Below are 21,924 nucleotides of genomic sequence, written 5' to 3' on the forward strand. Positions count from 1 at the left end.
ACCAAAATGATGCCGAAAATTATCGCGTTTGCCGACAAGTATTTTTTATACGGATAATTAATTGACATGGATTCCCTGAAGACCCCTATCGTTGGAAGGTGAGCCGCACTTTTCGGCCCGAAATTCGTTCGAGTAAGGGCTTCAGCATCTGATTGGCATTATGGCGAGTCTGATCCAGAATTCCACCGTTTAGCGCCGACTGTCGAATCTGTCGTTCAGCCTGTCGGTAGGCGTCGCTAACCAGCTGTGATTGATCCAGAAATGAGAACCTCGTATCATATACCCGCGATCGATCATGGTTAATTTTCCAGCTACAAAGCTCTGGTTTGGGCAGCAGGACCACTACCGAATCGCCCTCAGCCTGAATATCATCCGGCTTGATTTGGGTAAGGTCAATGCAGCCCGTTGCCTGCCCTTCTACAATTAACACGGCGTTCGCATTAGGCAGAAATGTATTAACCTGTTCGTGCTCAATAATATCCTTGAACGTATAACTCACCAGTTCCAGCTTCCCGAGCGCCACAACTTCTTTCAGCACGATACTTTGAGTTGTTTTGTCACCGCGCCGAAACCGGCTCATCACATCGCTTCCGCGAATCTGCTCCCAGATGGCGATCAGCCCCGCTACCAGAATAGCGATTATAAACAGGCGAAGCAGGGTATTTAAAAACCGAGACATAGAAAGGGTGTAAAAAGCAAAACTCCCAAATCATTAACGATTTGGGAGTTTTGTCAGTATCAGTGAGCTGATCAATGTGTGTGTTTGTATTCGTCAGCAGGCTGTTTTTCCAAATCAAATAAATCGTTCAGAACGTCGATCAGCGTTTCGGCTTCTCCCCGTTTACAGGCGGCTTTCAGTTGAAGAACAGGCAGCTTGATAATCTTCTGCATGATACCCCGCGTAATTTTGTCCACCTTTTCAGACTCATCGGGGGTCAGGTGCTTCAGGTGACGGGCAATTTCATCCCGGCGAATCTGCTCCAGCGCGTTCTTCAGTTTATTGATCGTTGGCGAAACAACCATTTCCTTCGACCAGTCGCCAAATTCGGCCACGGCCTGCGCCACAATGGCTTCAACCTGCGGAATGGCGGCTAAACGTTGGTTCAGGGCTTCATCGGCCCGGTTACGGATATGATCAATATTATAAACCAGTACGCCCGGAATCTGCTCAACAGCAGCATCGACACTACGCGGAACAGACAGGTCAATAAAATATTTATAGGTCAGTACAGTCAATTCCTTCAACAATGCCGGTGTAATTAACGGCTCATCGCGCATAACCGATGAAACAATCACGTCGGCCCGACGAATTTCATCGGTCAGATTCGCAAAATCAGCAATGCGGAAGCCATGTTTCTGAGCTAATGCTTCGGTTTTAGCCTGAGTCCGGTTGCAAAGCGTTATGTTTTTCATGTTCCTGGCTTCCAGGTTCATGCAAACATCGGCTCCAATTTCCCCTAAGCCAATTACCAGAACATTCGGATTCTGATTGTCGCCAACTAATTCGTCGATTAAATCTACGGCTGCGTAGGAAACAGAAGCGGCCCCATCGCGGAAGGCAGTTTCCTGGGCTACCCGCTTGTTGGTAAAGAAAATTGTGTGCATCAGCCGGTGCAGGAACGGCCCGGCCATGTCAAGATCAGCCGACCACTGGTAGGCCTGCTTCACCTGATTAGGTATCTGCATATCGCCAACTACCTGCGAATGCAGGCCGACACATACCTCAAACAGATGCTGAACGGCATCGGAATGTGCATTGAAAAACTGGAAATAAGGCAAATACTGATCCATATCAGTCAAGCCTTTTTCGATCAGCAACAACCGGGCTATTTCGGCGTTAAGATCCTGCTCGAACGCGTAATAGACTTCAGTACGGTTGCATGTTGAAACAACGAGCAGATCCGATAAGCCAAAAAAATCCCGCAACCGAAGCATCAGCCTCTTTGCTTCATCTTCGTTAAGTGCAATTAGTTCCCGTACCCGGAGAGGAGCCGTTTTGTGGGATAAACTAATTGATTTGAAAGTGTCTAACATTGTTACGAATCACACTAATCAGCCAATGGCCAGTGCAAAATTACGGTACAATTACCGGAGATGGAAACAGAGTGTAGGATCGGTTCCACTATTTAGAATTCATCCAAATAGGAAGCCAGTTTCTTTGCTGAATCCTATTCTTGTTTTTAACACGTATTGCTGCTCAGACGTTCGATTTTACACAATAAACTCATTTTTAACGTTTACACTTGGAGGGCCTGAGCAGTTACCACACCAATACGAGCAAACAAGCTGATTAGTTGCTTGTTGCCCCTATATTTACCAGTATAAAAAGGCTGCTATCAAGGTAGATTTTAAAATCGTAACCCGATTGGCGGAACATAGACATGCTGAAATCATTCGATATCTACAATCAGAATAATATCCTTAAGATAATCGTCGCGCTGAACCTGTTACTGGTGGGAACGGGGTCACTGTTATATACGAACCGGCTCATCACAAAACTGGAAACCCGCGAACAGCAATATGTACAACTCTACGCAAAAACCATTGCTTACCTGGTTGACCCTAATCACTTCGATTCTGGCGATCTGACCTTTGTGACCAGTGAGATTCTTGAGGCAAACCGAACTGTTCCAGCCATCTATGTCGATCCCAATGGGCAGATATCCAAACCGCTCAATATCGATTTTCCCGATAACCTGACAGACAATGAAAAGGAACAGTATCTAAGGCAGAGGATCGTTGATATGCGTAAACGGCACCCCCCCCTAGTCGTTGAGGTCGGAAATGGTGAGCGAGGATTGGTTTATTACGATAACTCTAATCTTCTCAGACAAATGACCTATTTCCCTTATGTACTACTGGCCATTCTGACGGCTTTAGGCGTGCTGGCTTATTTGTCATTCAGTTCGTCGCGTCGGGCCGAGCAGAATCGGGTGTGGGTAGGGCTGGCCAAAGAAACGGCCCACCAGCTAGGCACGCCTATGTCGTCGCTGATGGCGTGGGTGGAGTATATGCGATCGGACCCGGCCCAATTCGATGAATCCATTACAGATGAGATTGAAAAAGACGTTCGACGGTTGGAAACCATTACGGCCCGATTCTCAAGCATCGGCTCTATACCTACACTGAAAGACGAAGATATTACGGATGTGGTCGAACAGTTTACGGGCTATCTGGCGAAGCGAATTTCGACGAAGGTCAAAATGAGCATGACCAGTCAGTTACCCCATGGCGAGACGGTTAAAATCAATAAACTACTGTTCGAATGGGTTATTGAAAATATTTGCAAAAACGCGGTCGATGCCATGAAGGGTGTCGGTGAGTTAAGGCTTAACATACTGGCTTTGCCCAATCATGAAATAGCCATCGACATTACGGATACAGGAAAGGGCATTCCTAAAGCCAGTATGCAAAAAGTATTTACGCCGGGTTTCAGTACGAAAAAACGCGGCTGGGGATTGGGCCTGACGCTGGCCAAACGGATTGTTGAGGAATACCACAACGGGCGTCTGTTCGTTAAAAGCTCAGAAGTTGGTAAGGGAACAACGTTCCGGATTGTGCTGAATGCCGACAAAGAAAAGAAGGCCGTAGAACCACAGCCTTCCGTCAAAGAAGCGTAACAAATAGTCTTTTAGTTAGGAAACGGCACACTAATCGTATCGGTTTCGACCACATTGCTTTCGTTTAGACTCCGATCCCGAATCTTAATCTGAAACTTCGTCGGATACATCTTAAAACTAGAGCCGTACGTAAAGATCTGTCGGAAATCGATCGTTCCTTCAATCGCGCCCTTCGGCTTCCCTTTCGTCAGGTCAGGAAAAAATAAAACTTTGTTGACGTCCTGAACAAGTTCTACATATTGTTTATTGATCAATCGGAAAGTACGAATCTGATAATTTCCCCAGCCACCATTCTGGGCATAACGGGCTGAATCGGCTTTAGGTACAGGAATATCATTACCCAGATTACCATCGCCATCTTTGAAACCAATAGTAAGCACTACCGAATCACGCTTAGCGGCACCAACGCCCGAACCAGCCGCAATGGTGTACTTAAAAATCCCTTTAAAATCAGCCGATGGTGCGTCAGGATAGTTTGGTTCGTTAAAACAGGACGATAGTGTCAGAGCGATTCCCAACACCAGAAAATACGGTTGAATTAGTTGCCGTTGCATACTGTTGTACTCGTAGTGCAAATAAAACGTTTTGTTACTTTGTTTCTTTCATCAATGCTTTCGACCGAGATAGCCTCATTTCGGCAATCACTCCGCCAGCAAATTCTGTCTATACATTCCCGCCCGTCGGACCAGGGTCTGTTCGAGCAGCTTGCCTTATCCGTTTTCCGGTATCAGGCCACTCACAATCCCATTTACCGGGATTATCTACAGCACCTTGCTAGTAAACCTGAACAGGTTACAGACTTAAGCCGGGTGCCTTTCATGCCAATCAGTTTCTTCAAAAACCATAACATTCTGACTGGTTTTCAGCCGCAGCCAGACACGCTAACTTTTGCCAGTAGTGGAACAACCGGAGAACAGACCAGTCGCCATTTTGTATCCGATCCGGACCTTTATGACGCCATTAGTACCCGTATTTTTGAGCAAACGTACGGTTCTCTGGGCAACTTCCACATTGTAGCTTTACTGCCATCGTATCTTGAACGAAATAACTCGTCGCTGGTGTATATGGTTCAGCGATTTATGGCCCAGACAGGTTCGGATAAATCTGGTTTTTTTCTCCACAACCACCATGAATTGACCGAACAGCTCCGGCAACTTACTCAAGAACCTGATCAGAAAAAAATTCTGCTTATTGGCGTTACGTTTGGTTTGCTGGATTGGGCCGAGTCGGGGCAGGATTTATCATTTCTGGGGCAAAACCCGAACCTGATCGTCATGGAAACGGGCGGCATGAAAGGTCGTCGCCAGGAGTTATTACGCGAAGAGGTTCACCAGATCCTGATTAAGGCGTTAGGCATTCAAACTGTTCACTCTGAATATGGTATGACCGAATTGCTTTCTCAGGCTTATTCCAACGGGAATGGCCTGTTTCAGCCCAGCCCTACCCTACGTGTGTTTTTGCGCGACATCAATGACCCATTTTTGATATACCCCGATGATTATAAACGCACGGGCGGCATCAACGTCGTCGATTTAGCGAATCTGGACTCCTGTTCGTTCATTGAAACGCAGGATTTAGGGCAGTATGACGACAACGAAGGGAGTTTCCGTGTCATCGGCCGGTTCGACAATTCCGATGTACGGGGCTGTAATCTGATGGTTATCTGAACCACATCGGCGGGCGGCCGATGTGGTTCAGCTTTATGCATATGCTTTCACATCATCCAGCGTAATTTCTTCGCCACACATGATAACCAGCCGCTCAACCACGTTGCGCAGTTCGCGAACGTTACCCGTCCAGGGCAGCGACTGGAGGTAAGTCATGGCATCAGGAGTCAGTTCTTTAACCGTAGAGCCATATTCGGTGGCAATATCATGTAAAAACTTATCGGTCAGCAGCGGAATATCGGTACGACGTTCGGCCAGGGGCGGAACATGAATAACGATCACGCTCAGGCGGTGGAATAAGTCTTCCCGGAAATTACCATTCACAATTTCCTGCCGAAGATCTTTATTGGTAGCCGCAATGACCCTGACATTAACTTTGATTTCTTTATCGCCCCCAACGCGGGTGATCTTGTTTTCCTGCAAGGCCCGGAGCACTTTCGCCTGTGCGGAAAGGCTCATATCGCCAATCTCATCCAGAAATAATGTTCCACTGTCGGCCTGCTCGAATTTACCGACACGACGGGAACTGGCGCCAGTGAACGCCCCTTTTTCGTGACCAAACAATTCACTTTCAATCAGTTCGCCGGGAATAGCCGCACAGTTAACTTCAATAAGCGACTGATTTGACCGACTGCCTTTCTCATGAATCTGCTTGGCTACCATCTCTTTACCTGAACCGTTGGCTCCGGTTATAAGAACGCGGGCTTCCGTTGCCGCCACCCGATTGATGGTTTCTTTTACTTTCTGAATGGGGGCAGATTCACCCACAATCTCATTGAGCTTATAGATTCGTTTCTTCAGCGTCTTTGTTTCCTGCACGAGCTTGGCCCGTTCGATGGCATTCCGGACAGTGATGAGCAGGCGGTTCAGATCGGGTGGTTTGGTGATGAAATCAAAGGCTCCGCGCTTTGTGGCTTCAACCGCGTTTTCGACATTGCCGTAGGCCGAAATCATCACGAACTGAGTACCCTTGCTGGCTTCGTTTGCTTTCTGTAACAATTCCAGGCCGTCCATTTTGGGCATCCGGATATCACACAGCGCTACGTCGTAGCTCGTGCGCATGATCATGTCCAACCCTTCTTCGCCGTCTTTGGCTTCGTCCACCTCGTAACCTTCATACTCTAAAATATCGCGTAGAGCTGCCCGAATGCTCTTCTCGTCATCTACGATAATCAATTTGGCCATGCGCGTGGGTATAGGTTTTGGCGTGCCGAAGCACTGGGACGAAAATAGTAATTTTGCGTCTACAAGTGCAAACGTAACTAATAAAGGATTCTTAACACAGGGTTACAACGAATACGGATAGGATAGCTGGCTGCTATTTCCCCCGTATCTGTTACAACGTCACGCTTGTCCAATTTTAGGTATCCTAAAAAGCAACAGAGGTGCATTATTTACCGTGGCAGAGGCAAACTTACTACCTCGGCAATATTCGTTCGGGCATCGACGGGCCGCATCCGAAATGAATACGAATACGATTTTGTCCCCAATAATTGATACTCCGAATGAACGCGTGGTGACCAGCTATCATCACCCCCTAGCCCCATTTGCGCCATATCAACGTTGACAACGGTTGCCGTGCCCCGTTCGACTTCCTGATTATCGGGCTGTTTAGCTTTCAGTAAAGCGGCATCAGTATAATCGCGGGCATTGATAGTCAGTACGGTGTTAGTGCTCACATCGCCCATGATCAGTAGTCCAATACCCATACCATCCGTGAGTTCGGCCCATCGAACATCGGTTTTGTTGCCATTTTCCTGCGCCATTGTGTACGGAAAAAACTGATCGGCCACTTTGCTTTCGTACAGTCCAACCTTAGCAGCATCTTTTCGATCGGCATAACTCTCAAATGGGCCACGACCGTACCATTTCAGGTTATTGACCGTTACCGGTAGCTGAAACTGCATACCTATCCGAGCTAGTGGTGGAAGCGTCCCTGATGGCGAGTAGGTTGTGGTAACCTGTACATCACCCGTTCCATATACGACATAATCTGTCTGCTGGAGCATACTACCGCCAGTACCGACAAGTTCATTTGTGCAGCTAACCCGCACCATTTGCGGGCGCGTTTCTACCTTAAAATCGACGGGCCGGGCTTTAACCGTATCTAAACCAGCCTGACGCCAGCGGGCCGCAAACGATTGGTTGCCGCCCCCTTCATCGTTATCGGTTGGCACTCGCCAAAGGCTTGGCTGAAGACCTTGGGTAAGCAGGCTTTTGCCTCTAAAAATCCACTGGTTCAGCGTACCCCTGGTTTTATCAAATACAACCGCAAAATCTTTTCCGCGAATCGTTACAGTCGTAGCAGATGGCGTTACTTTGACTGCCGGAATGCGGTTGATACTCATAACGACTGGTGTTACCGCATCCGTTTTGATTGGAAACTGAGCCGATGCAACTTCATGACTGACTGGGGCCCAGCTTGTTGCCTGTTTCAGAAGAATACGCACATTTAGAAAATATTCGTTTGACAGGGAAGCACCATCCGCTTGAACGGCGCGGGCATTACCGGTAATTTGCCGAAGATCAACCACTTCGCTGATACGGACCGGCAGGGTTAGAACCTGCGTTTGGCCGGGTTTAGCCACTAAATTATTTTCGCCACCCCGCTGAATAACGTCACCATTACGGATCAACTCCCACTCCAGCCGGAACGGTTCAAGCGATTGAAAATCGTAGGTATTCCGAACGTTTAGCTTTACCGATCCGTCTGTTCGAATTTGCCCGGCCGACAACGGAGTTGGGGTGGCCAGTTTCACGTATTGATAAACCAGCTTGACCTCGTTGATTTCCGGCTGTGGTATTCGATCAGGATTGACCAGACCGTCGCCAGCGTTAGCACCATCGATGTAATTAATATGATCCGTGAATTCCTTTCCTGCTTTGTTTTTTAGCCGCAATCCCTGATCAACCCAGTCCCAGATAAATGCTCCCTGCATACGCGGATACTTGTCGATAGCAGCCCAGTAGTCTTTCAGATTACCCACACTGTTGCCCATCGAATGGGCGTATTCACAGACGATAACCGGACGGGCGGGGTCTTTCTCCATCAGCTTCACCAGATCGTCGACGGACGGATACATGGTCGAAATAATGTCAAAATTTGTCAGTGAGGTTCCTGTATACGGTCGACGGCCCTCGTAATGAATGGGTCGTGTAGGATCGATCAACCGGATGATATCAGCCATATCCCGAAAGTTCTGTCCCATGTCTGTTTCGTTACCCAGCGACCAGATAACAATAGACGGATGGTTCTTATCGCGCTCAACCATCGCTCGGCCCCTCGCAACAAAGGCATCGCGCCATTCGGGTTTGGTCGCTGGCGATTGCCCTTTCGACCATAAATCGTGGCTTTCAATATTGGCTTCATCAATAACATAAAGGCCATATTCGTCGCAGAGATCATACCAGTCCGTTACATTCGGATAATGCGAGGTGCGTACGGCGTTGATATTGTATTGCTTCATCAGTTTGATATCCTGAATCATCGACTCGCGGCTGATAACCCGCCCCGTGTTGGGGTCAAATTCGTGTCGGTTAACGCCCTTGTAGGTAACAGGTTTGCCATTTACCAGCAGTTGACCCTCTGTTAACGTCATTTCCCGAAACCCAATGCGTTGGCTAATGGCTTCTGATGGCTGACCATCAGACCCAATGAGTTGCACGGTCAGCGTATATAATGTTGGCGATTCGGCACTCCAGAAAGCGGGATTCTTTATTTCTTTCGCTAATCGAAAAAGAGACTCCTGCCCGGTATTGGTAGCCGTTTCGGAACTGATCGTCTCCGAAAAAATAACCGCTCGTTTCGAGTCGTACAGGGTAGCCCGAAGTCGGTATGGTACTTGTGCGGCAGAAAGCGTTCGGACATTTGCCGTTATTTTCAGGGTAGCGTCGCGGTATTGCTCGTCCAGATCAGTTGTGGCATAAAGATCACGCAGGTACGTTTCGGGCGGTGCATACAGAAACACATCACGAAAAATCCCGGAGATCCGCCAGAAATCCTGATCCTCAAGATAACTTCCGTCCGACCAGTTAATGACTTCTACCGCCAGCAGATTTTCACCGGCTTTAAGCTTATCCGTGACAAGAAACTCGGCAGGCGTCATGCTATCTTCATGGTAACCAACTGGCTGGCCATTCAGAAACACCCGACATGTCGATTGAACACCAGCAAAGTGCAGAAAGATGTTACGACCCTGAAAATTGGCCGGAACTGTAAAACGTACCCGATAGAGCCCTACCGCATTCGTATCGGATGTAATACGCGGGGGCGTAGCCGGAAACGGATGTTTAATATTCGTAAAAATAGGTCGATCATAGGGTCTTCCTTCGCGGGCACCCACGACCTGCCAGTTAGAAGGAACCGGCAGATCGTCCCAGATTTTATCATCGATGGTGGGCTGATAAAAATCAGCAGGTATTTGGTCAGGATGTTTCAGCCAGCGGAATTTCCAGGAACCATTGAGCAATTTGACATAGGGCGACGTGCGCCAGTCGGTCGATGTCAGGGCTTGCTGTTCCGTTGCAAATGGAATGAGTGTGGCATGGGGTTTTTCTGTATTTCGACTAATCACCTGCGGGTCTTCCCAATCAGGCAATGCCTGTGCCCAACAGAGGGTAGCTAAAAAAGAGTTAAAAAATAAAGAGAGTAGTAAGCATTTGCGCATACTCAACATAGTTAGTTCGTTAAAGAGGAAGGAGCTTTGCTCAAGAAAAACGGGGTAATAACACCTCTATTTCTGAGACCGGATAAATTTCTTATAAATTTAACCGCCATACTACCTGAAACCCATGAATTGTCGCCGTTTACTTTTTTGTTTGCTCGTTGTTCTTCCAATTCTTGCATCAGCCCAATCACGCCGACGCACCCAGCTAACAACTCCTCAATCCAACGGACCGGTTCCGGTTGTGTCCGCTCCGCAAGCTCGTCTGCTGGAAGGCATGGTGCTCAACAGTTCGATACTGAATAGAGGAGTCAAGTTTTCAATCTATCTGCCGCCCGACTATTATACATCGAACCGACGTTATCCGGTCGTTTACCTGTTGCATGGTTACGGCGATGATGAAACAGGCTGGGTACAATTTGGCGAAGCTGACCGCATTGCCGACTCGGGTATTCGATCAGGCGAATTACCCCCAATGATTATTGTTATGCCCGACGGGGGCGCTACTTTTTATGTCAATGATTACCAGAACAAAATTCGTTACGAGGATATGTTTGTGCAGGAGCTGATCCCGCACATTGATACGATGTTTCGGACGCGCACTCAACGGGAATACCGAGCCATTTCGGGTCTCTCGATGGGTGGCTTTGGCTCACTAACCTTATCGATGCATCACCCCGAATTATTTAGTTCCTGTGCTGCCCTGAGTGCAGGCATACGCACCGATGAGAGCTTTGTGAGCATTCCAGACGATCGGTATAACACAGTTTTTGCACCCGTATTCAGCGGTCTCGTCAAAGGGGAAGAACGGCTGACCGTGACCTGGAAGCGCAATAGTCCAATCAACCTGGCGAAATCAGCACCGGAAGGTGACCTGACAAAAGTACGCTGGTATATCGACTGTGGCGACGACGACGCCCTGACAGTTGGCAATGCCATGCTACACCTCGCTTTGCTTGAACGCAAGATTCCGCACGAATATCGCGCCCGAGACGGCGCCCATACGTGGTCTTACTGGCGTTCTGGCCTACCCGATGCCCTGAAGTTCATTGGTGCCAGTTTTCATCAGTAAGCTATTATCTATTGTTTGCGAATTGGCACGATAGCCTCTGTTTCATCCCAGATCAGCAACATATCGGCTCCGCCCACCTGTGGCACAAAGTTGATCGTAAACTGCTCGGTCATGGGGCTATGCTTTTGTGCCGTTACGGGTACTCTCAGCACATCTTCAGCCTCGTTATAGTTGGTTCCCCACTGACCAACTTCCCGATTAAAAATGGCAGTCCAGCCATTTTGAGTAGGAATCGTCCAGAGTGAATAGTGCCCGGCGCTTAATGCTTTGCCTGCTACGTTTACATTCTGCCCAAACTCAATAACGGTAGCTTCATTGGCACCCGTTCGCCATACCTTACCATAGGGCACTAGTCCGCCAAAAATCGGGCGACCTTTCTTGTAGGGCTGACAGTAATCGACCTTTACGCTAAGGCCATCCTGATCGAACTGGGCTATGGTTTCGGGACTACTGGATTTCGTCCAGCTACGTAAGGCAAAGAAACCGACGAGCAGGATGGCCGCAATAATGGCCAGGATAACTAAAACACGTTTCATGGAATAATGGAGGGCTTGTGAGCTGGTAGACTGCAAGATACAAAAATTTGTAACTCACATTCCACTATTTGTTACTGCCATACCTATCCTGCATGCATAGATGTCCTTCGGTATACACGTACTGGAAAGCCCTCGACAACCTCAAAGGTCAATGCCAGCTAGTAGCGGAAGGCAATTCATCGTCGTTTTGATACAACAGATAAAGTTAGAATACGCTGCTTCATCGCCCCTCGATCATTCACTTACCAACGGTAAAGCTCGTGAACTGATCCAGCGCTGCCGGATTGCGCAACGTATCTTTACTGGCAACCAGAGACGCATCGACTCCGGCAAGAATCTTCTTAACGGGCGTTTCCAGTTTCTTACCACTCATCGTATACGGTACTTCGTCAATTGCATATACGGCGTCGGGTACATGACGGGGGCTGAACTGACTTCGAATTGTCTGTTTGATCCGGGAGTTCAACTCGCTGGTCAGTGTAAATCCATCCCGCAGAACAACAAACAAAGGCATAAAATAGCGGCCGCCCGGCTGTTCTAAACCAACGACCAGGCTATCAGCAATTTCGGGTAAACTCTCAACGGCGCTGTAAATTTCGCTGGTGCCGATACGCACACCATCGCGGTTAAGCGTCGCATCGGAGCGACCGTATATGATGACCCCGTTTCGCTCGGTAATGCGAATGTAATCGCCGTGCCGCCAGACACCCGGATAGCTATCGAAGTAGCTTTTGCGGTAGCGTTCATTACCAGGATCATTCCAGAAATAGATCGGCATCGATGGCATAGGCTGCAAAATCACCATCTCTCCCAGTTCACCTCGTACGGGTTTGGCATTCTCATCGAATGCTTCGACCTTACAACCTAATAATCGACATTGAATTTCGCCCTCATAAACCGGCAGTAACGGATTTCCGCCAACAAATCCACTGCACACATCCGTTCCACCACTAAACGAAATCAGCCAGACGTCTGATTTAATGTTTTCATAGATCCAGCGAAATCCCTCCGGCGGTAATGGCGACCCAGTAGAGCCAATTGTCCGCAGGTGGGTCAGTTTGGCCGTATTGGCGGGTTTCAGGCCAGCCCTCATGCAAGCCATGTAAAAAGCAGCTCCTCCCCCAAAATGATTGATTCGGGCATCATCGGCCAGATTCCATAGCGTATTTAGCTCGGGGTAGCCAGCCGAGCCTTCGTAAAGCACAAGCGTTGCTCCAACCAGCATTGAGCCAAGCGCAAAGTTCCACATCATCCAGCCAGTGGTCGAATACCAGAAATAGCGTTCACCAATACGAACGTCCTGATGGAGAGCCAGCACTTTGAGGTGTTCCAGCAAACAACCGCCCACACTATGCGTAATAGCTTTGGGCTTTCCGGTCGTGCCCGACGAATATAGTATCCAGATCGGATGCTCAAATGGTACAGACTCAAATGTTAGTTCATTCGGCGTCGGCGTTTCCAGCACTTCTTCCCAGAGCACGGCCCGTTCGAGTCGGCTATCGCTGTCAAGGTAAGGAATCCAGACAACTCGCTGGAGCGTTGGCAGGTTGATTCGTAGTTCGCGAATGGCATCCGTTTTATCAACAGGCTTACCGTTGTAGGTGTAGCCATCAACCGCAATTAATACTTTCGGCTCAATTTGCTGGAAACGGTCAACAATGCTGGTCGTACCAAAATCGGGCGAACAACTCGACCAAACAGCACCGATTGCGTTGGTAGCCAGAAAAGCGACTACAGCTTCGGGTATATTCGGCAGCACCGACACCACCCGATCCCCAACACCAACCCCCTGCTGCCGCAGATAGGTAGCAACCGCATTGACCTGATGTTCCAGCTCTACCCACGACACGGTCATGAGCCTCGGCCGTTGTTCGGTAGCAAATACAATGGCTGGCCGCTGGGTATTCTGATGGCGAAAAATATGCTCGGCATAGTTAAGCGTCGCTCCTCTAAACCACTCAGTGCCGATCATGTCGCGCGGGTTTCCTTCGAGAACCACCTGATGATAGGGTGAATGGCTTTGCACATCGAAAAACTGCCAGATGCTTTCCCAGAAATCCTCCAGATCAGTGACCGACCAATCCCATAGATCGTCATAATCCCGAAAATAAAGGCCTTTTTTGATAAAGAGCCAATCCATGTATTTTTTCAGAAGCGACTGCTCAGAAGTACGTCGGGCAGGTGTATAGAGCGGAGTAAGTGCTGGCATAAGCAGTTTACGGGTTGCGACAAATAGTGAGCCTGATGCAGTAGACAGTACGCAGTTGTCAGATCGAAATTGTTGACTACCGTCTGACCACTGCGCACTGTCTACTGAAGACTATCTACTGCCTACTAACGACTGATCGCTTCAATGGATTGTTTTTCTAATAAAATGCGTTGTGACTGGAGTCGGGCATGGTATGGTTATCGAGAAAAGCCTTAACTTTGCGTCCCTTTTGAACTACGCTTCAGCAAATGAGCTGATAATCAGCACTTCAATTCCGTATAACAGTACGATTTACTGTATTTTTCCATGAATCAGGATTCAGATCAGAACGACCGCCGTGATGGTGAGCCTCGTTCCTCGGGTCGTCGGGATGACGGCCCACGTTTCAATCGGGCATCTGGCCCGTCCAACCGCAACAACGAGTCTCGCGGTAACAACGACCGACCACGGTTTAACCGCAGTAACGACCGCCCCGATGGCGACAAACCGCGTTTCTCCCGAGATACAAACCGCGACGATAAACCCCGCTTTAACCGAACCAGCAACGACCGCCCGAATGTGAGCCGGGGAAGTCGTGATGATAAACGCCCGGACAGCTTCGGCGACAGGCGACCACGCACCGACCGGGATGAACGCCCAGGCGGCTTTAACCGCGATCGCAACGACGAACGACCGCGCTTTAATCGGGATACCAACCGCGACGATAAACCTCGTTTTAACCGCGATCGGAACGACGCACCACGCGGTCGTAGTCAGGATCGTTCTGATGAATCACGCTCGAACCGCAGCGACGAACGTCCACGGTTTAATCGCGACGATAAACCAGGTTTTGAGCGTAGCAATAACCGGTTTGGTGGCGAGCGCCGGTTTAATGATCGCGGTGGAAATGATGAGCGGCCACGCTCTGATCGCAGCAATAACCGATTTGGCAGTGAGCCAGGCCGGTCGGAAGGTGATCGCCCACGTTTCAATGCCAACAACCGCTCCGGTGATGAACGCCCAGGCGGCTTTAACCGCGATCGCAACGACGAACGACCACGTTTCAACCGGGATACGAATCGCGACGATAAACCTCGTTTTAACCGCGACCGGAACGACCGCCCGGATTCGCGCGGCAATGATCGAAATACAGATAAAGATTCCCGTTTCCCGCGTGAGCGCAAGGCTGGGCCACGAAGCTCGGGGTCGGAGAAGCCTGCTTTCAAGCGCGTTGGCGGCTTCAATCGGGAAGCCGATGAGCGGAATCGTACCAATCGTGACGACCAGCGCGACACCAAGGGCGAAGCACCGCGCTTCTCCGGTGAGCAGCGTAAAGAATCGGGCGACCGTCGTACGGGTCGTTACACCAAAGCACCAGACTATAACCTGGATCGCATTCGCCAGGAACGGTATGACCAACCCCGTAATCCCCGGCAACGGGATGATAACGACCGGCCAAAACGCACTGCCGATGACGCCAGGAATGCAGAATCGGGCCTGACCCGTTTGAACCGATATATTGCCAACTCGGGTGTGTGTTCGCGTCGGGAAGCCGATGAGCTCATTGCACGGGGCGACATTTCGGTTAATGGTAAGGTCGTAACCGAAATGGGCTTCAAAGTAAAAGAGGGCGATACCGTGAAGTATGGCACCAAAACACTGAATCCCGAACGTTTTGTGTATGTCCTGCTGAATAAGCCGAAGGACTATATCACCACCACCGAAGATCCGGAAGAACGCAAAACCGTTATGGAACTGGTTGCCGACGCAGGTAATTTCCGGATGTATCCGGTTGGTCGCCTGGACCGCAACACAACGGGGTTATTGCTACTGACCAACGATGGCGAACTGGCCGACAAATTGACTCACCCGTCTAACAATGTCCGTAAAATCTATCAGGTCGAGATCAATAAACCGATAACGAACGAACATTTCGAGGAGATCCAGAAAGGTCTTACTCTGGAAGACGGGCCTATCAAGCCGGACGCATTGAGCATTGTAACGCCTGATGCTCAGGTTATTGGAATCGAAATCCACTCGGGCCGTAACCGCATCGTACGTCGGATTTTTGAGCACCTCGGCTATGAAGTAACGAAACTCGACCGAACCACCTACGCTGGTCTGACTAAAAAAGAGCTGCCACGCGGTAAATGGCGCTTCCTTGACCCTAAAGAAGTGGTGAAACTCAAGTATTTTAATAACTAAAAGAGCGAAAGCGTGAATGAGTGAAAGAGCGAATTGATGACACACGTCTATTTCCGCTCGTTCACTCATTTCCGCTTTCGCTCTTTAATTTTACATGAATCACCTCTTCCCCTACATTGAGCGGACCTTGCTGCATCCGGACGTAACCATCAATGAGCAATATGAAGCGCTCGATGACGTCACACAACTCGGCTTTGCCGGGCTGACAGTGGCTCCGTTCTGGGTGAAGAAATTCCGGCGCGAACTTGGTGATAATCATCCGGCTATTCTCTCAACGGTTATTGGCTACCCCTTCGGATACCAGCGTACGGAGGCCAAACAAACCGAACTGGAATGGGCTTTACGCGACGGAGCCAGTGAAATTGAGGTCGTACTCAATACATCGGCACTCTTCTCGCCCAGCTCCGTCTGGCTGAAAATTGAACTGGCAAAGCTGGTTGCGCTGGCTCATGCGCAGGAGAAGTTTTTTACGGTTATTCTCGAATCATCATTACTCGATCAGGCACAGCTTCAGGCCATGATTAAACTGGCTGCCAATACCGGGGCCGACTTCATCAAAAATGCAACCGGGTCACGCCAGACCGGGTCACGCCAGACCGGGTTTTCGCAGGAAGCAGCTCTGGCGTTTCGCCAACTCGTTCCGAAGTCCATAGGCGTTAAGATTGTTGTCGATGGGGCAACCCAGGAAGAGATGGAACAACTTATCTCGGTTGGGGTAGACCGGCTTTCCCTTGGACAGCCATTAGCATAAATTATCATAAGATTTATTGATGCATATTACGTTTTAGTATACTTTAGTGTCTCCTATATCCGTCAACCTATTATATGAGAGGCTTATTACTTCTTTCCGGCTTTATTCTCCTGCACATAGGTGTTTTCGCCCAACAAACTCCCTATCAGGCTTTTGAAGTCGATAGTGCAGCCGAACCACATGGTGGCATGCCCTTCCTGAATACTTTTCTACAAACGAATCTGCGCAAACCAGTAGCCGCTGAAGCTAAAGGTATTGGCGGGCGGATTGTTTTTAACGCCATTGTCGAACCAGATGGGCGTGTGTCTGATGTAAAGCCCATGAATAGTCTACGTCCCGACCTTGACCGGGAGGCTACTCGTGTTTTTTCTCTATTCAAGGCCTGGAAGCCCGCCAAAAAGAATGGCAAGGCGGTTCGGCAGCAGGTTATGATTCCGGTTACGTTTAAGCCCAATGTTCCCTATACATACAGCAACGGTGCGAGAGTAAGTTATTTTGATGCAGACAAAAAGCCTATTGCCGATAGCAACGCCCAGGTGCGTTACAAGCAAATTGCACCAGTAGACACCAACGGCTTCGCGAATGGCGACATTATTATTTATAAAGCCAAAGGTTCGGACTGGAAAGAAGAATATCGCTTACCCTTTGTTCGTCAGGCAATTAATCGAAAAGGTGCATCGAGCCAGTCAACCATCACGATCGGTTATCAGAATAGCGACAAATTGTGGGAAGGTGAAGTAGTCACACTGAGCGATTCAGGTTCTATCATCAACCAGTCTTTTTACAAGAACGGCCTCCTAACAAATGTCGGCCTGAAGTATCACCCAAATGGATTGGTAGCAGAAAAAAGAGCCGAACGTGAGGATGGCTATACAGTCACATCCTGGTATACAACTGGGCAGGTCCGGGAGATCCGGTTCGAGAGTAAACCGAAGCCTCCAACCAAACAAGCCCCAAATTCCGTTTCCGCCTATTGGGATCATACGGGTCAGCAGCTTGTCAAAGAAGGAAATGGCCGAGCCATTTACAGCGAGACAACACGATCTCGCGCTGATACAGCCCGTCAGACAACCTTTATTGAACAGGGGCTCTATGAAAACGGATTAAAGCAGGGTGTCTGGACAGGACGCTATGCTGATGGATCGTATTTTTATGAGGAACAGTACGACAAAGGCAACTGTCAGCAAGGAAAGGCCCAGGTTGCCGGGGGTGACACCCTTCGCTATACTGAGTTCGGAAGCCCGCCAGAATTTGTGGGTGGTATGGCTGGTTTAGGACAATTCCTGTCGGAAAATCTACATTATCCGGTTGAAGCGCAACGCGCTGGTAGACAAGGTAGAGTGCTTCTCAGTTTTGTGGTTTGCGAAGACGGAGCGCTCTGTGACTACGAGGTCATCAAAAGCGTCGATCCGGAGTTGGACAAGGAAGCGTTACGGATCGTTCAGAAGATGAATGGCCGCTGGAAACCGGGTGTACAGCGTGGTCAGAAAGTCCGGGTAAAATATAGTCTGCCAATCAATTTTTCCTTCCGGTAAGAATGTAGCGCAAACCCATAATCGTCAAAAAATCAACCCATTACCTAAAATTACTATTCCCTGAATGTTAACGAACTATTAACGTTCTATTATCAAATCGACCAGCAGTTATCCAGTTGCTGAATAGACTATAATTTCGGGCTTGCACTAACCCCGCACGATCCGATTTATGCATCATTTTTCCCTGCAATCTCTGGCAATCACTTTGTTATGGCTCGCATCGGCGCTGCCTGTGAAAGCTGGCATTCCTGTTTTAATAACTGACAATAGCCCGACAAGGCTTCATCACTTTGCACCTGCTTTAAACAGTACAGGCAAAGTTGCGGGCGGCCAGATACGCATCACCGAATACATGTACGACGGCGCCCCCGGCGAATATATAGAGATCACGAACGTCGGCGATGCCGCCATTGACCTGACCGGCTGGAGCTTTGACGATAGCAGCCGTCAGCCAGGTTCGTTCAGCTTAAGCAGTTTAGGTATTCTTCAACCCAATGAATCGGCCATTATAACCGAGGTTACACCCGCCGTTTTTCGGACAACCTGGTATCTGCCGAGTACCGTAAAAGTGGCAGGTGGCAATAGTCAAAATCTGGGCCGTAGTGATGAAATAAACATTTATGATGCCAGCAACACACTTGTTGACCGACTGACGTACAATGATCAAAGTATGCCCCCTACTATCCGTACCCAAAACACAAGTGGCTGGGCTGAGCGGGTAAATCTTGGTTCTAACACAATCAGTACGTGGAAACTTTCGACTGCCAATGATGCTCAAAATTCCTATTTGTCTACTACAGGGAATCTCGGCAATCCCGGTGGTTATTTAATTCCGCTGCCTCGGGTAAAAGTTGTTGAATCCGGCGGAACAACGGTTGTAGCAGAAGGTGGTGCAACCGATACGTATAGTATCGTTTTGAATAACCAGCCAACGGCTTCCGTTACAATCGCAATTTCACCCAATAGCCAGCTTAGCACCAATCCCACATCGCTGACGTTCACAACCGCCAACTGGAATACAGCACAAACCGTAACTGTTACAGCCGTCGATGATGCCGTTGTTGAAGGAGTACACTCTGGCACCGTAACGCATAACACCATCAGCAGCGATCTGGCTTACAATGGCATTGCAACAAATAGTGTGTCGGCAACCATCACCGACAATGACGTATCGGCAACGGCCCCGCCAACCATCCAGGAGTCGACGGCCTCTACCTTACTTAATCTGCCGGCGGCCAGCCCAGGCTATGTAAGCGGGGTAATCAATGACCCAACCGATCCGGCCAACACGCTCGGTATTGATTTTACCATCGGTGATACCGATACGCCAGTCGGCAACCTGACGGTTACAGCCAGTAGCAATACGACGAGTGTGGTTGCCAATGCAAATCTTAATCTTACGGGTTCGGGGGCCAGCCGTAATCTAAAAATAACCCCGATAGCCGTCGGATTTGCGACAATTTCCGTTCTAGTCAGTGATGGCAGCAACACAGCGACGTATAGCATTAATTATGCCGCTTCGGCGAGCTCTGTAAACCCTGGCTCGACCCGTTTCCATACGGGCACCAGCGATGCCTCAACGGCGATGGTGCTGGATGCCAATACGATGCTGGTAGCCGACGACGAAAATCAGGTGTTACGGCTATATGATCGGACGAAATCTGGATTACCCTCAACTGGTTTTGACTTTACGGCTCAATTAGGTCTGACCGACCTATCAGGCAGTACCCCGCGTGAGGTCGATCTTGAGGCTTCGACCCGAGTGGGTAATCGAATTTATTGGGTCGGTTCAGAAAGTAATGCCGATGGGGGTGGTTTTCGTCCAAACCGTAACCGGGTTTTCGCCACGGATCTTAGCGGATCAGGAAGCGCAAGTACACTTACGTATGCAGGACGCTATGATTTCCTGAAAGATGATATTCTGAACTGGGATGCGACGAATGGTCACGGTAAAGGCGCTAATTACTACGGGCTGGTAGCCAGTGCCAACAGTGCCGTCGATTCGAAGCAGTCTGCTGGCTATAATATCGAAGGGGTCGAAATGGCTCCCGATAATAGCACCGCCTATCTGGCATTCCGTGCTCCTCAGATCCTGCCAGCCTCCCGAACAAAAGCCCTTATCGTTCCAGTTACCAACTTCACGAATCTGATTGCCGTATCGGGCGGTGGAACTGTGGGGTCGGCTACCTTTGGCGCACCTATCGAAATGGATCTGGGAGGACGCGGTATCCGGGAAATTCGAAAAAATGCCAATAACCAGTACATCATTATTGCAGGCGCAGCGGGGAACGAAGGTCCGGCTCCGAACGATTTTCGATTGTATACCTGGACAGGTAACCCAGCTGATGCTCCCGTACTAAGCAACACTGATCTCTCGGCCCTCAATGCTAACGGCAGTTTTGAATCGATCCTCGACGTGCCGAACCCGCTGACCGAAGCCAGTCAGATTCAATTGCTGGTCGATAATGGCGATGCCATTTATTACAATGATGGTACCATTGCGAAAGATCTGTCTCAGAATAATTTCAAAAAATTCCGGAGCGAGCTCGTGCCTTTGGGTGCATCCAGTACGCAACCTTTGGCTATTACGGTCGTTAGTTACGATTGCTTCACTGGCGCGATTGCTTTTGGTAAACTCACTGGCGACCCCAATAAAACCCTCGAATATCGGGCTATCGGAATTACGGATTGGACTACGAACCCTACGGCTAAACTCGATGCCGAAGCCCGCACGGCCAGCGACCTCAATAGCATCAACATCACGGCCCGCTACGTTGGCGAACCCGCTTCTGAGGTAACCTATCTTTGGTCCCGTCCCGCGCCCTGCACGCAACCTATTTCCACAACAGCCTTGTCGATTACGGTCGTCAGTTATGACTGTATAAGTGGAGCCATTACGTTCGGTAAACTCAGCAGTGATCCCAACAAAACCGTTGAGTACATGGCTATTGGCATTACGGGCTGGACAACCAATCCGCAGGCTAAACTCGATGCCGAAGCCCGCACGGCCAGCGACCTGAGCAGCATCAACATTCTGGCCCGTTACGTTAACGACCCGCAATCGCAGGTGAGTTATCTGTGGACACGGCCTGCTCCCTGTGATCAGCCCGTGTCAACGCCTGCGCTATCCATTACGGTTGCCAGTTATGACTGTATAAGTGGAGCCATCACGTTTGGCAAACTCAGCAGTGATCCCAACAAAACCGTCGAATATCGGGCTATCGGAATCACGGACTGGACTACGAACCCTACGGCTAAACTCGACGCCGAAGCCCGCACGGCTAATGACCTCAATGGCATCACCATCACGGCCCGGTATGTTGGTGAACCCGCTTCTGAAGTAAGCTATTTCTGGACGCGGCCCGCGCCCTGTAATGGTGCCCGGCTTGGCGTTACAGCGTTCGAATCTGCACAGGAATTGAAAATTGTTCTTCTGGGAAATCCAACCAGTGCCGAACGCATACTTGTTGAAGTACACGGAGCTGAAGCCCAGCCTCTTCGCCTGATTATCCGCGATGTACGGGGTAATCAGATTAGCGAACAGACGGTAGAACGAGCCGGAGCTATTGAGCAGCAAACACTTGGCCTGGGTCAGACTTCGGGGCTTTATTTGTTGCAGGTTACAACGCCTGCCAGAAGCCAGACCGCAAAGATAATACGACAGTAAACAACCAATTTATCAGATT

General features: G+C 49.4%; 14 protein-coding genes. 7 read left to right on the plus strand and 7 right to left on the minus strand.

Annotation, left to right across the window (positions count from 1 at the left end):
• Positions 1 to 85: 85 nt before the first annotated feature.
• Together GJR95_RS29590 and hemA are read right to left on the minus strand one after the other, a co-directional pair.
• Positions 86 to 679, minus strand: a complete 594-nt coding sequence (locus tag GJR95_RS29590; protein ID WP_162389290.1) for a DUF4230 domain-containing protein — start codon at positions 677 to 679, stop codon at positions 86 to 88.
• 71 nt (positions 680 to 750) lie between these two features.
• A complete protein-coding gene (gene hemA / locus GJR95_RS29595) occupies positions 751 to 2,034 on the minus strand; it encodes a glutamyl-tRNA reductase (RefSeq protein WP_162389291.1) in 1,284 nt (427 codons plus the stop codon).
• Between the two features lie 347 nt (positions 2,035 to 2,381).
• On the opposite strand from hemA, the gene GJR95_RS29600 reads away from it, so the two are divergent.
• Positions 2,382 to 3,620, plus strand: a complete 1,239-nt coding sequence (locus GJR95_RS29600) for a sensor histidine kinase (RefSeq protein ID WP_162389292.1) — start codon at positions 2,382 to 2,384, stop codon at positions 3,618 to 3,620.
• 11 nt (positions 3,621 to 3,631) lie between these two features.
• On the opposite strand, the gene GJR95_RS29605 is transcribed toward GJR95_RS29600, so the two are convergent.
• Positions 3,632 to 4,174, minus strand: coding sequence for a hypothetical protein (locus tag GJR95_RS29605; protein ID WP_162389293.1), 543 nt, complete (start codon positions 4,172 to 4,174; stop codon positions 3,632 to 3,634).
• Positions 4,175 to 4,228: 54 nt separating this feature from the next.
• Between GJR95_RS29605 and GJR95_RS29610 the strand changes: the two genes are divergently transcribed.
• Positions 4,229 to 5,287, plus strand: coding sequence for a LuxE/PaaK family acyltransferase (locus GJR95_RS29610; protein WP_162389294.1), 1,059 nt, complete (start codon positions 4,229 to 4,231; stop codon positions 5,285 to 5,287).
• Between the two features lie 33 nt (positions 5,288 to 5,320).
• Here the strand turns inward: GJR95_RS29610 and GJR95_RS29615 are convergent, their stop codons facing one another.
• Positions 5,321 to 6,472, minus strand: a complete 1,152-nt coding sequence (locus tag GJR95_RS29615) for a sigma-54-dependent transcriptional regulator (RefSeq protein WP_162389295.1) — start codon at positions 6,470 to 6,472, stop codon at positions 5,321 to 5,323.
• A gap of 209 nt (positions 6,473 to 6,681) precedes the next feature.
• Entirely contained in the window at positions 6,682 to 9,954 is a 3,273-nt protein-coding gene (locus GJR95_RS29620) for a glycoside hydrolase family 2 TIM barrel-domain containing protein (RefSeq protein ID WP_162389296.1), read from the minus strand.
• A gap of 124 nt (positions 9,955 to 10,078) precedes the next feature.
• On the opposite strand from GJR95_RS29620, the gene GJR95_RS29625 reads away from it, so the two are divergent.
• Positions 10,079 to 11,023, plus strand: a complete 945-nt coding sequence (locus GJR95_RS29625) for an alpha/beta hydrolase (protein ID WP_162389297.1) — start codon at positions 10,079 to 10,081, stop codon at positions 11,021 to 11,023.
• 8 nt (positions 11,024 to 11,031) lie between these two features.
• On the opposite strand, the gene GJR95_RS29630 is transcribed toward GJR95_RS29625, so the two are convergent.
• Positions 11,032 to 11,559, minus strand: coding sequence for a DUF2911 domain-containing protein (locus GJR95_RS29630; protein WP_162389298.1), 528 nt, complete (start codon positions 11,557 to 11,559; stop codon positions 11,032 to 11,034).
• Positions 11,560 to 11,797: 238 nt separating this feature from the next.
• Positions 11,798 to 13,768: an acetoacetate--CoA ligase gene (locus GJR95_RS29635; RefSeq protein WP_162389299.1), complete on the minus strand. Its 1,971-nt coding sequence runs from the start codon at positions 13,766 to 13,768 to the stop codon at positions 11,798 to 11,800.
• Between the two features lie 306 nt (positions 13,769 to 14,074).
• Here GJR95_RS29635 and GJR95_RS29640 point away from each other — a divergent pair, with 306 nt between their 5' ends.
• The 4 genes from GJR95_RS29640 to GJR95_RS29655 all read left to right on the plus strand — a co-directional run bounded on the left by GJR95_RS29640 (position 14,075) and on the right by GJR95_RS29655 (position 21,905).
• Positions 14,075 to 15,952, plus strand: coding sequence for a pseudouridine synthase (locus GJR95_RS29640; RefSeq protein WP_162389300.1), 1,878 nt, complete (start codon positions 14,075 to 14,077; stop codon positions 15,950 to 15,952).
• Between the two features lie 94 nt (positions 15,953 to 16,046).
• Positions 16,047 to 16,703, plus strand: coding sequence for a deoxyribose-phosphate aldolase (locus tag GJR95_RS29645; RefSeq protein WP_162389301.1), 657 nt, complete (start codon positions 16,047 to 16,049; stop codon positions 16,701 to 16,703).
• Between the two features lie 74 nt (positions 16,704 to 16,777).
• A complete protein-coding gene (locus tag GJR95_RS29650; protein WP_162389302.1) occupies positions 16,778 to 18,238 on the plus strand; it encodes an energy transducer TonB in 1,461 nt (486 codons plus the stop codon).
• 169 nt (positions 18,239 to 18,407) lie between these two features.
• A complete protein-coding gene (locus GJR95_RS29655) occupies positions 18,408 to 21,905 on the plus strand; it encodes a lamin tail domain-containing protein (protein WP_162389303.1) in 3,498 nt (1,165 codons plus the stop codon).
• Positions 21,906 to 21,924: the final 19 nt, after the last annotated feature.

The sequence above is a fragment of the Spirosoma endbachense genome (genome assembly GCF_010233585.1).
GTDB lineage: Bacteria > Bacteroidota > Bacteroidia > Cytophagales > Spirosomataceae > Spirosoma > Spirosoma endbachense.